This window comes from Streptococcus sp. 27098_8_70 (genome assembly GCF_041432215.1).
In the GTDB taxonomy this organism is placed as follows: Bacteria; Bacillota; Bacilli; order Lactobacillales; family Streptococcaceae; genus Streptococcus; species Streptococcus oralis_CP.
Genome location: NZ_JAPVZD010000001.1, coordinates 75613 through 88062, shown reverse-complemented (window position 1 = coordinate 88062; position 12450 = coordinate 75613). Strand labels below are relative to the sequence as shown.

Below are 12450 nucleotides of genomic sequence, written 5' to 3'. Positions count from 1 at the left end.
GCACCTCTCTGCTACTCTCTTACTTTTACAACTTTCTTACCTCGAGTGTGTCCCGACTTCAGACTACGATATGCCTCTCCAACTGACTTTAGAGAAAAATCATAAATCTGATCAATATTCAGCAGAACCTTCCCATCTGAGACCATTTCCGCTAGAACTTTAAAATCATCATATGTGGAATGTCTAGGACCCGTGAACTGAGCTCCTTTTATCATAACATATGGTGAAGGTACTAGCGTTCCAATAGCCGTGCCCTTCAACCCCAAACTGAAAGCCAATTTAACATAATCACTTCCATAGCAATCCAAGAATTTTGTAATTGGCTTTGTACTTGCTGATAGAAGAGCATTCTGGATGTTCTCTTCGTAAGCTACTGGTATGGCACCTAAGGACTTCAGATAATCTGAATTTTTCTTACTTGCAATTCCAATAACTGTCGCACCCTTAGCAACTGCATACTGTACTGCGATACTTCCAATACCACCTGCTGCTGCTGAAATAACTACAACATCTTTAGAGTTTAGCTCAATCTTTCTAAAAGCACCTCCCACTGTTAGAGAGGCTACACCCATAGTAGATGCATGGTTCATATCAATCATCTCTGGTTTCAACACAATTTCTGATTCATTGACACAAACTTCTGTTGCCAAAGCTCCCCTCTTGGTCCCCAATCCAGGGTCACTGATCATTGTTCCAAAAACCTTGTCCCCTACTGCAAACCGACTTACTCCTTCACCAATTTCTGTGATAACTCCAGCAAAATCCCGACCAACACCTCTTGGAAAGAGAGATGATTTTGACTCAAACCAACGACTTGGCTTCCTTAGTTTCGTCATAAAAGATAGAAAACGAAGTGGCTTTGCCCCCTCAAAAGTCTTATAATCAATAGGATTTAAACCAACTGCATAAACTTCTACCCTAACTTGATTCACTTCCAAAACATCAGATTTAATGTTCACCAAATCTAGCACTTCTTCATCACCGAAACGACCATACTGTATTGCTTGAACAACCATTTCATGAACTCCTTTGTTTATCTATATATTGAGTGAGCACTCAATCATTTTTCTCTGATTATACGCTTATTCTTCATAGATTTCAACTATACTGTTTCCAAAACTTCTAACTAAGTTAGCTGTTCATGATAAAAATAGATCTATTTTCCCTTATGAAAAATTATCAAACTATAAATTAGAGAAATCCGACTGCTTATGAAAGCAGTCGGATTTTTATATATCTAATTTTTCAAAAAATTTGCCTGCTGACCGCTTTTCTTTTAGCTTCTCCAGCAGCTCATCCTCTATAAAAGGAGTCAGGTCGTCAAAATCTTGGCAAACCTTAAAAACCGTCTCTCTGTCCAACTGGCCATAAGCTAGTTCATAATAGTCCTTATTATGATGCCAGTTCTGGTCATAGTTGATATCTTTCCGTTGATAGTAAACAATGTTTTGCTTCGGTGTCAGGTAAAGCTTCTGTGTTAGAATACTTTTCTGATCTTTGGACAACTTGCTACGACTGAAAATCTTAACACCTTGAAAGATCTTGCGCTCATGGATACCTTGATTTGTGACCTTTAATTCAACTCTTTTATAGTGCATATAGTCACCTCCAAAAATTACTTTCATTATATCAGACTCTGGCAGATTTTCAAGCAAAAGTGTCATTTCCAAAAATCTTTAGTCGCCTCTAAAATCTTTTCCGTTGGTGTCACAGTAGCCTCAATAATGCTCTTGCCAGTCTTTTTCAGATAGGCTTGTATCAGATGATAGCCATAAGCATAGCCTGCAGCATAGGGCATACCAACCGGAATTTGACCCTGTATCTCTGCAATTTCATCACCGTAGAGATAAGGAGCCATTTCTGCCATCCCAGTGAACTGAAGCTGACTTGAGATGATGGGCTTAATCTCTTCTAACTGCTCTGGACTGGTTGAAGTGACCCAAGGCCCAATGAGATCTTTGCCATAGAGCTCAGCCGCAAAAGACTCTGCCAATCCTTCACTGACTACCCAGTCTGCTAGTGTCGTCTGCTGGTTCCATTTGATAAATTGGAAGCGGACATTATGATTACACTCGTGGGCTAATGCCGCCTGCACACGTGGCAAAGTATAGTCATTTGGTAGCAGACTAAGCATGAGGTAGCCTGGAATTCCGCCATCTCCGCTATAACCCTTATTGAGCTGTAGCATAGGTTTTTCTGGATTGCCCAATAAAATAGTAAAATGGTAATCCTCAACATCTAAGTCATAGCCAGCCTGCTCAAAAAGCCCAATACTCCTTTTGATGGTATCCTGGCAGTCCTGCCAGAGTTGATCAGAGCTCAGAGAGTCGATAGCTGGTCTATCCTTTTCTGAGAGAGTTGAGGGTAACTGATTCATAAAGCCAAGTAGGAAAAGAGCGTCAAATCCTCCAGGATACTTTGCTTTCAGAGGGATGTGTTGCGTTTGGTATTTGGTTGCAAAAGGTGCTAATATTTTCGCTCGAAAACAGCCTTCTCTCTTTTCTAAAGGAAGCTCGAGCATCTCTTGGTAAACTTTATCTGAACGAATCATATTGATTTGCATGGTAATCTCCTTTCTTATCTATTATTAGTATAATCCCTTACCTAAGGTCAGAGTCAAGAAGAAAATTAAAATATCTATTAAAATTTCATTGAAATTACCTCAAACCGTTCGAAAATTACCTTCAATAAAGTTCTTTAATACTGAGATTATAATATCCAGAGTATCAATAAATTAAAAACTTACTTTTCTACTGTTCATAGGAATGATGATACTAGAAAAAAATAAATCCTGAAGGGTAAAAACTTGTATCATTTTTTATGGAAAGCCTATTATTCAAAACTTGTTTGTCTCCTAGATAAACTATATAATTAGTTCGCCCCTTTTTTGCCCCTTCTTGAACCAAAAGAAAAAACCGCTACTCCTAAGAATAGCGGTTTTATATGTTTTTTAAGCTACTAATGTAGTCGCTCTATTATTTAAGAGTAACTGAAGCTCCAGCTTCTTCCAATTTAGCTTTGATTTCTTCAGCTTCTGCAGTTGGAACGCCTTCTTTGATGACACCTGGTGCACCATCAACAAGTTCTTTAGCTTCTTTAAGTCCAAGACCAGTGATTTCACGTACAACTTTGATAACGCCAACTTTTTTGTCACCAGCAGCTGTCAACTCAACGTCAAATGAGTCTTTAGCAGCACCAGCGTCAGCAGCACCAGCTGCAGCAACAGCTACAGGAGCAGCTGCAGTTACACCAAATTCTTCTTCGATAGCTTTTACAAGGTCGTTCAATTCAAGGATTGAAGCTTCTTTAATTTCAGCAATAATGTTTTCAATGTTCAATGCCATTGTTATTTCCTCCAAATAAGTTTTTAATTTTATAATCGTTTTTCCGTAGCTAGGCTACGCTGCGTAGCTTAAGATTAAGCTGCGTCTTCTTTGTTGTCTGCAACCGCTTTGACTGCAAGAGCAACGTTGCGCACTGGCGCTTGAAGTACAGAAAGGAGCATAGAAAGAAGTCCTTCGCGGTTTGGAAGAGTTGCAAGTGCAAGAATCTCTTCTTTTGATGCGACAGCGCCTTCGATTGCACCACCTTTGATTTCAAGTGCTTCAGCGTTTTTAGCAAAATCGTTCAAGATTTTCGCTGGTGCGATAACATCTTCGTTAGAAAATGCTACTGCAGATGGTCCAACAAATACTGATGCAAGATCTTCAAGACCAGCTTTTTCAGCTGCACGACGTAAGATTGAGTTTTTAATAACTTTATACTCAACTTCGCTTCCACGAAGCTCACGACGAAGAACTGTATCTTGCTCAACTGTCAAACCACGAGCGTCTACAACGACGATAGATGCAGCAGCTTTCATTTTCTCAGCTACTACGTCAACTAGTTCCGCTTTCTTAGCAATAATTGCTTCACTCATTAGTGTGTTCACCTCCGTAATTATTTTGCTTGGGGAATTTTTTCAAAAGAAAAACGCGCCCAAACCTAGACACGAAAGTACAATACGCTTCTTTTTACATGATACGTTTTGTCCTCGGTAGGATCTTTATGAGTCGAGCTCCCCTACTGTCTTAGGCAGTTTTTTCAAACCGTATATAAGTATAGCATAGACAAAAAAAGAATGCAAGATTTTTGCAAACTTTTTTTAAATTTTTTTAAATCTCTACTGTCAAAACTTTGCCTTGCTTAACCACCTGTTCTCCAGCGATATAAACATCATCTACATCACTGGATTTGACAGCATAAACCAGGTGAGAGAGCATATTTCCCTGAGGTTGAAGATGGATTTTTCCTTGTGGTTGAATGACCAGAAAATCTGCCTGTTTGCCGACTTCTAGGCTTCCTATCTGCTTTTCCATTCCTAGAACCTTAGCTCCTTCGATCGTCAGTGCCTTAAGGGCTGCCTCGATAGGGAATTGGCTGGCATCTCCACTCTTCATTTTCTGAAGAAGGGCTGCGGTCCGTCCTTCCTCAAACATATCAAGATTGTTATTGGAAGCAACCGAGTCTGTCGCAATTCCGACTGCTACTCCTGCTTTTTGCAGTTGGATGATTGGAGCTATCCCTGAGGCCAGTTTGAGGTTACTAATAGGATTATGGGCGATTGCCACATGAGAAGTTGCCAAATGTTCAATTTCTCTCTCGTTTAATTCGACCCCGTGAGCAAAGACAGACGGATGATCTAAGTAACCTAGTTCTTCTAGAAAGGCGAGAGGGCGTTTGCCATAGCGTTTCAGGATAATTCCTGACTCTTCCTTGGTCTCTGCCACATGGATATGGATAGGAATGTCCAGCTCTTTTGCCAGTTCTAAGCTTGCTTCCAGCAAGTCTCTACTACAGCTGTAGGGAGAATGTGGAGCTACCATAACCTTGAAATTTGGGTTTTCATATCCTAAGATTTCCTCTATGATGGCTCGTGTTCTGCTTATAGTCTCAGCAGTTGTTTCTGTCTCTGAAGAAAAGAGGGTCGGTGAGAAATAACAACGCATCTTAGACTCCTTGACTGCCTGATAAATTCTCTTAATATCCACACCATTGGGATTATACATATCGTTGAAGGTTGTTGTCCCTGACTGGAGCATCTCTGTCAGAGCTTCTTTGACTGCCTTGGTAGTCATATCGGGAGTAAATCCTGCTTCTGCTGGCCAGATATAGTCATTGAGCCATTCGTGGAGATTGCTATCATCCCGAATCCCTCGCAAGCCTGTCATAGCAGAGTGGGTATGGCAATTGACCAAACCAGGCATAATCCAGGCTCCCTGATAGTCTATAATCTGCTCAGCTTGCTCTAAAATCTCTGGCTTCTCTTGACCGACATAGACGATTTGAGAATCCTTAACGGCTAAAATACCATCCAGATAGACATGGAAATCTTGGTCACAAGTCACGATATTTACATGCTGATAGACTTTCATTGTTTTCTCCTTCTAAGACCCTGATTTTTCTAGCTATTGTAACAAAAAAGTCACCCGAAGGCAACTTTTAGTGTCATTAAGAATTTAAATGGGTAGGAATGACTTATTCAGAGCTAAAGGCCGCAGCTTTTTGCATTTGGTAATACTTGCCCTTTCTATCCATGAGATCCTGATGGTTACCATGCTCCACAATGTCACCATCTACCAAGACAAGAATCAAATCCGCATCCTGAATGGTTGACAAACGGTGAGCAATAATAAAGCTTGTGCGCCCCTTCATGAGTTTGGCAAAGGCATCCTGTACTAGCACCTCTGTCCGTGTATCGATGGAGGAAGTCGCCTCGTCTAAGATAAGAATCTTTGGAATAGCTAGAAAGACTCGGGCGATGGTCAAGAGCTGGGCTTGACCGACAGAGAGAGATTCTCCTGCATTTTCCAACTTGGTATCGTATCCCTGTGGCAACTGTTGGATGAAAAAGTCTGCGTTGGCTGCTTTTGCGGCAGCAATCACCTGCTCCCTACTGGCATCAGGATTTCCAAAGGCAATATTGTCATGAATGGTCCCTTGCTTAAGCCAGGTTTCTTGGAGTACCATGCCAAACTGCTGTCTCAATGACGCTCGGGTATAGTCGTAAATGGAACGACCGTCTAGCAAGATATCTCCCGAGTTAATAGGATAAAAACGCATGAGGAGATTGATAAGAGTTGACTTACCAGCACCTGTCGGACCAACGATGGCTACCTTGCTGCCAGCTGGGATATCGATGGATAAGTCCTTAATCAAGATTCTTTCAGGATTGTAGCCAAAAGAAACATGCTTAAAGGAAATGGCTCCCTTCACTTGGTCACTGGTCAAGACTTCCTTACCTGTTTCAGCCACCTCTGGACTTTCTAAGACAGCATAGACACGCTCTGCACAAGCGAGAGCACTTTGCAACTCGGCTAAAACAGAAGAAATATCGTTAAAGGGCTTAGTGTACTGTTGGACGTAATTCAAAAAAGTCACTAAACGTCCGATGGTCAAGGTGGACCCCATCATGATTCTATAAGCTCCTACTCCAGCAAGAAGAGCATAAATGAGTGCGTTGACAAAGCGAGTTGAAGGATTGACCGTTGATGAATAAAAGATAGCTGACTGAGAATAACCTGCGTAGTTGCCATTCGCCTCGTGCAGTCTTTGGATAAACTCTGTCTGAGCATTAAAGGACTGGATAATAGTTTGCTGGCTAAGAGACTCTTCAATCAACTGAGTCTGAATTCCTCTCGTCTCTGTTTGCTTCTGGAAGAGATGATAGGAGCGTTTGGCAATAAAGCGTGAAATCACCATGGACAGCGGCGTCAACAGCAAGACCAAGAGGGTCATGAGGAGGTGGATTTGAAGCATGGCTAGAATACTAACCAAAATCATCAAAACGCCAATGAAAAATTGGTTAAAAATCATGGTCAAGCCGGCTGCCAGCTGTTCTATGTCTGTGGTTACACGACTGACCATCTCTCCACTGCCCTGCCGATCCACAAAAGCAATCGGTAAACGATGGAGCTTATGAATGATTCGCTCTCGCAAGTCTTTGGTATAAGAGAAGATTAGACGATTATAAAGAAGAGGATTGGCCCATTGTACCAGAGTATTTCCTATGACTACCAAGATCATCTGAATGAAAATCTGCCAAAAAACTGGTGAAGAACCAGTTACGAGGACCTGGTCAATGACCTGCCCAATCAGAATAGGTAGGTAAATTGATAAGGCAACTTGGGCAATAGTTCCTAGAAAGGCTAGGAAAAGGAGGAAAGGGTGACTTGCAAGGTCTTTAGCCAAACGTGTGAGCGTCTGGTTTGCAGTTTGTCGTCTCATTCTAGTCCTCCTTTCCATGTTGGGAAGCATTGATTTCACGATAGACTTGACTGGACTTCATCAAGTCCTCGTGCTTGCCGATAGCTAGGAGCTCGCCTTTTTCCAAGAGGAGAATCTGGTCTGCCATCTGTAAAGTCGAAGTTCGTTGAGAGATCAAGATTAAACTTGTATTTGGCAGATTTTCTCGGATAGCTTTCAAGAGCTTAGACTCGGTAATGGTGTCGAGGGCCGAGGTTGCATCATCTAGGATGAGAAAAGGTGCTCGGCGCAAGACTGCTCGGGCGATAGACAACCTTTGTTTTTGTCCACCTGAGAAATTTCGCCCTCCTGCCTCAACTAGGGCATCTAAGAGTTCTTCCGTATCACTGACAAAATCCTTAGCTTGCGCAATCTCCAAGGCCTGCCAGAGTTCTTGGTCAGTTACTTCTTGATTGAAACCTAAAGTCAAGTTGGAACGAATAGTTCCTTTAAAGAGTTCAACCTTTTGGGGCACATAGGCAATCCAAGACCGCCACTGCTCAAGATTACGAGGACTACATCCATCTCGATAAAGGTCAATGCTCCCCTTGTCTGCTGGATAAAGACCAAGTAAGACTTGCACCAAGCTTGATTTACCTGAACCAGTTCCCCCGATGATACCAAGGATCTGCCCTTGATTCATATCAAAGGAAATGTTTCTCAGAGAAGGCTGGGCCGCATCAGGATAGGTAAAGGTTAATTCTTTGACTTGCAAAACCCGATCACCGGTAGCTTGCTTTTCTTCTAATTCTGAAAAAATATCTTCTGGAGCTTCGGTAAAAACTTCCTCAATTCTCTTGGCTGAGATATAGGACTGGTTGAGGGAATTGATCAGCATGGCGAGCTTAACCAATTCCACCAAAATCTGTAAGAGATAGTTGATAAGGGCAATCAGGGCACCTTGACTGAGTAAACCTCCTTGAATTGAAATATAGCCCTGCCAGATGATGACGAGAAGAGTTCCATTGACAATCAGATAAGTCAGAGGTGTTAACAAACTAGACCAGAAACCCGTCTTTTCTTGCAATCTAGCATAAACTTGGTTAAGGGTTTGAAAAATCTGTAACTCTCGTTTTTCCTGACCAAAAGCACGAATAACTCGCATGCCTTGTAATTGCTGGCGCGTTTCCTGAACCAGCTGATCCGTTTTCTTTCTGAGACTGCTGTAGAGAGGATTGACCAGTCGAGAGAGACCGACAATGACAATCGTCAAAATGACAACCATAACTAAGAACCAGAAAGTCAGCTCAGCCGAGATGCGATAGGCCATAAAAATGGCTCCAAAAACGATAATAGGCGCTCTCAAAAAGAGACGCAGGAATTGATTGATACCAGTCTGAATCTGGTAAGTATCCGAAGTCAAGCGAGTCACCAAGCTAGAAGTTGTCAAACGATCTCTGCTGTCCTTGGGTAATGAAAGAATATGACGATAAAGGTCGTCTGTCAGTTCTTTGGCAAAACCCACCGCAGCCTTAGCTGAGTAAAACTGGGCTACCAAGGCCACTAAAACGCCAATCACTGCAAAGATAAGGAGCAGGCCAATCTGCATCCAGAGATGCCCTTGATCTCTCTGGGGCAAGGATTGGTCAACAATCCCAGCAATCACCATGGGAACTAAGAGCTCAAAAACAGCTTCTAGCAACTTGAACAAGGGGGCTAAAATGGATTCTTTGATATAGGGTTTGAAGTAAGATAGTAAGTGTTTCATAGATCCCTTCTATTCTTATTCTGGAAATGAAGAAAGTGGGAAGCCCCACCCTCTCAGTTTTATTTGTTTAAGTAAGGTAATAGATAGCCATATCCTGCTTTTTCCATCTCATCCTTGGCTATAAAGCGTAAGGAAGCAGAATTGATACAGTAACGGAGGCCACCTAATTCCTGTGGTCCATCTGTAAAGACATGACCCAAGTGAGCATTTCCTGACCGAGAACGAACCTCGATTCGCTCCATTCCATGGCTCAAATCCTTGTAATAGTGAATCAATTCCTTAGAAATCGGACGACTAAAACTTGGCCAACCACAACCTGAGGCAAACTTATCCTTAGCAAAAAAGAGTGGCTCCCCTGTCGTGATATCTACATAAATCCCTTCTTCAAAAGTTTGGTCATAAGCATTACTAAACGGCGCCTCTGTAGCAGCTTCTTGCGTTACTCGGTAGGATTCTTCAGTTAGGTTTTCCTTTAACACCTCTTGACTAGGCTTTTCATAGTTAGAGGCATCAATCAATGGCTTCTCAGCATCCGTCACATCGATATGACAATAACCTGAAGGATTTTTCTTGAGATAGTCTTGATGGTAGTCTTCTGCTAAAATGTAGTGGCGAAGTTTCTCCACCTCTACTGCAATCTTTCGACCCAGTATACGCTCCTGCTCCTGCACCACTGTGTAGATAGCTGGCAAGTCTGCTTCATCCTGATAATAGATTCCCGTTCGATATTGGCGACCACGGTCATTCCCTTGTTGGTTAATAGACAAGGGATCAATAACACGGAAATAATAAAGCAAAATCTCTCTGAGTGACACTGCTTTCTCATCATAAATCACTTGAACCGTCTCTGCATGGTCTGTTTCCTTGAGTAGCTGGTAATTGGTCGTTTCGACTTGCCCATTAGCATAGCCAACACTGGTCGCTAGCACTCCTGAAATTCGTGAAAAATACTCCTCTAGGCCCCAAAAACAACCACCTGCTAGATAAATTTCTGCCATCTTTTTTTCTCCTTTATCAAGTTTTTAACTAATAATCTTCGAAAATCTCTTCAAAGCACGTCAGCTTACATCTGCAACCTCAAAACAGTATTTTGAGCTGACTTCGTCAGTTTCATCTACAACCTCAAAACCATGTTTTGAGCGACCTGCGGCTAGCTTCCTAGTTTGCTCTTTGATTTTCATTGAGTATAAACTTCTTTTCAAAAAAAGGATAGGAAGCCCTCTAGTCAAGAGTTTCCCCATCCTATCTTCTATTCTTTATTTTGCTTCGACACGGACACCTTGCGTATCAACTTTCAAGTCATGCAGTTTGCCTTTGAAAGACTGCTTTTGCAATTCTGCCTTAATCTTCGGCATCTTGTCGTGAGAAGCCAAGACCATAACTGTCGGTCCAGCACCGGAAAGGTAGGTTGCATAGGCACCATTCTCTTTAGCTACTTGCTTAATCGTCGCAAATTCACGGACCAGACTTTGACGATAACGCTCGTGGAAGAGGTCTCCCTCAATCGCTTGGCCAGCAGTCACCATGTCTCCTGCTAACAAGGCTGCAACGGCTATATTGGCGATAGAACTGGCTGCAACAGCTTCCTTGTAGGACAATTTCTTAGGTAAGACACCACGACTGTCGCGAGTGCGCAATTCATAGTTAGGAATGTAAGCTAGAAAATCACATTCTGGGAAGTCTGCTACGATAGCAGAGACTTGACCTTCAACGGAACTCGCAATAACAAGATTTCCATAAATGGCTGGAGCTACATTGTCAGGATGTCCTTCAATCTTGGTAGCCAACTGCAATTTGTCGTGGTTAGATAAGTTGAGATTGCCCAGTTGGTTAGCCAGTTCAATCCCAGCAACGATAACCGAGCTAGAAGAACCCAAACCACGCGCCAAGGGAACATCACTGGTCATTTTCAAGCGTCTCGGTTGCAAGTCAGGCGCAATTTGCAAGGCAATCTTAAGCAAAAGATTACGCTCGTCATGGGGAATCCATTTGCCAATCTGGTGTTCAATCAACCACTCATCCCGTTCTTCACAAACCTCAATTTGAAGATACTTGGTTACAGCTACACCGACCGAATCAAAACCTGGCCCGATATTGGCACTGGTTGCAGGTACAATAATCTTCATCCTATTCTCCTAACACCTTGAAGGTATTCAAGAGGTCAAATTCTGAAGCTTTGGCCAACTCAGCTGAAACATTCTCAAGTTGTGCTTTATTAATCTTATGAGTGATAATCACTACACGCGCCTTGTCACCCTCTTTGCCATCTTGGAGGATTTGCTTGAAGGAAATATCTTGGGCATTAAAGATTTCAGCCAATTTCAAGACCTGACCTTTTGAGTCTGGTGCCAAGATTGAGAAATAGTAGTTTGCTTTAACATCTTCAGGATTTGCCAAAACCAAGTCACGGCTATATTCGTTGAAGTCTTTACCAATAGTACCATCATTCAAGCGACGAACGATACGGACAATATCTGCTACAACACTTGTTGCAGTCGGTTTTTGACCCGCACCTGGTCCGTAGTACATAGATTCACCGATACCGATAGATTCTACAAAAACAGCGTTCATTACCCCATTCACACTGGCAAGTGGATGTGCTTTAGGAAGGAAGGTTGGAGTAACTTCTGCAGCAATACCTGAAGGAGTTTCCTCGATAGAACCAACCAATTTCACTACATAGCCAAGGTCTTGGGCTACAGCTACGTCTTCTGGTGTGATGTTGCGGATTCCCTTGTGGGCTACATCGTCAAAGGCAACCTTCATACCAAAAGCAAACTGGCTCAAAATCACCATCTTGTAGGCTGCGTCAATCCCATCCACGTCATTTGTAGGGTCGCTTTCTGCAAATCCAAGTCTTTGAGCTTCAGCCAGAGCATCATCGTAAGACCAGCCTTCTTCCACCATCTTGGTCATCATGAAGTTGGAAGTTCCATTAACAACGCCAAGAACGCGCGTAATTTTGTCAGAAGCCAACGAATTTGCCAAAGTACGAAGAATTGGAATCCCACCAGCTACTGCTGCTTCATAGTAAAGTGCTACGTTATGCTCTTTAGCGATTTCTAGCAATTCTGCTCCATGGACAGCCAAAAGGTCCTTATTAGCAGTAACAACGTGTTTCCCAGCTTCCAAGGCACGAGTGATAAAGGTTTTAGCTGGTTCGATACGCCCCATCAATTCCACTACGATTGTAATGTCCTTGTCTGATAAAATATCGTCTACATTGGTTACAAAGTTAAAGTCATTTCCTGCTGCAAGCAAGCGGTTCTTTTCATCTTCATCCTTGACCAAAACCTTGGCTACTTCAATCTCTGAATGAGCTGACTGAACGATTTTTTCTCCATTTTCCTTTAGGAGGAAAGGCACGCCACTTGCAACGGTACCAAATCCAAGTAAAGCAATTTTAACTGTCATGTTTGTCTCCTAGAAATTTTCTGATATAGCCATTATAACAGAAT

11 protein-coding genes and 1 other annotated feature are annotated in these 12450 nt (G+C 42.4%); all 11 genes read right to left on the bottom strand.

Features of this window, described 5'->3' with window-relative positions; translation table 11 throughout:
- Positions 1 to 11: 11 nt before the first annotated feature.
- Positions 12 to 1016, bottom strand: coding sequence for an NADP-dependent oxidoreductase (locus tag O3655_RS00380; protein ID WP_000261418.1), 1005 nt, complete (start codon positions 1014 to 1016; stop codon positions 12 to 14).
- A 213-nt stretch (positions 1017 to 1229) separates the two neighbouring features.
- The gene (locus O3655_RS00375; RefSeq protein WP_009013639.1) at positions 1230 to 1598 is read right to left on the bottom strand and encodes an EXLDI protein; all 369 of its coding nucleotides are present in this window, start codon (positions 1596 to 1598) and stop codon (positions 1230 to 1232) included.
- Between the two features lie 62 nt (positions 1599 to 1660).
- Complete coding sequence (locus O3655_RS00370; RefSeq protein ID WP_308696955.1) at positions 1661 to 2563, bottom strand: DUF2268 domain-containing protein; 903 nt, start codon at positions 2561 to 2563, stop codon at positions 1661 to 1663.
- Between the two features lie 412 nt (positions 2564 to 2975).
- Positions 2976 to 3344, bottom strand: coding sequence for a 50S ribosomal protein L7/L12 (gene rplL / locus O3655_RS00365; protein ID WP_001196964.1), 369 nt, complete (start codon positions 3342 to 3344; stop codon positions 2976 to 2978).
- Positions 3345 to 3418: 74 nt separating this feature from the next.
- On the bottom strand, positions 3419 to 3919 hold the full coding sequence (rplJ, locus tag O3655_RS00360; protein ID WP_001287273.1) for a 50S ribosomal protein L10: 501 nt from the start codon (positions 3917 to 3919) through the stop codon (positions 3419 to 3421).
- A gap of 38 nt (positions 3920 to 3957) precedes the next feature.
- Positions 3958 to 4093 (bottom strand) — a sequence feature (ribosomal protein L10 leader region).
- Positions 4094 to 4154: 61 nt separating this feature from the next.
- On the bottom strand, positions 4155 to 5414 hold the full coding sequence (locus O3655_RS00355; RefSeq protein WP_308696954.1) for a TRZ/ATZ family protein: 1260 nt from the start codon (positions 5412 to 5414) through the stop codon (positions 4155 to 4157).
- 103 nt (positions 5415 to 5517) lie between these two features.
- Complete coding sequence (locus O3655_RS00350) at positions 5518 to 7266, bottom strand: ABC transporter ATP-binding protein (RefSeq protein WP_308696953.1); 1749 nt, start codon at positions 7264 to 7266, stop codon at positions 5518 to 5520.
- 1 nt (position 7267) lies between these two features.
- Positions 7268 to 8992, bottom strand: coding sequence for an ABC transporter ATP-binding protein (locus O3655_RS00345; protein WP_308696952.1), 1725 nt, complete (start codon positions 8990 to 8992; stop codon positions 7268 to 7270).
- A 59-nt stretch (positions 8993 to 9051) separates the two neighbouring features.
- Positions 9052 to 9990: a peptide-methionine (R)-S-oxide reductase MsrB gene (msrB, locus tag O3655_RS00340; RefSeq protein WP_042902139.1), complete on the bottom strand. Its 939-nt coding sequence runs from the start codon at positions 9988 to 9990 to the stop codon at positions 9052 to 9054.
- A gap of 258 nt (positions 9991 to 10248) precedes the next feature.
- Positions 10249 to 11118: a homoserine kinase gene (gene thrB / locus O3655_RS00335; RefSeq protein ID WP_042902138.1), complete on the bottom strand. Its 870-nt coding sequence runs from the start codon at positions 11116 to 11118 to the stop codon at positions 10249 to 10251.
- Between the two features lies 1 nt (position 11119).
- A complete protein-coding gene (locus tag O3655_RS00330) occupies positions 11120 to 12406 on the bottom strand; it encodes a homoserine dehydrogenase (protein WP_000216365.1) in 1287 nt (428 codons plus the stop codon).
- Positions 12407 to 12450 lie beyond the last annotated feature (44 nt).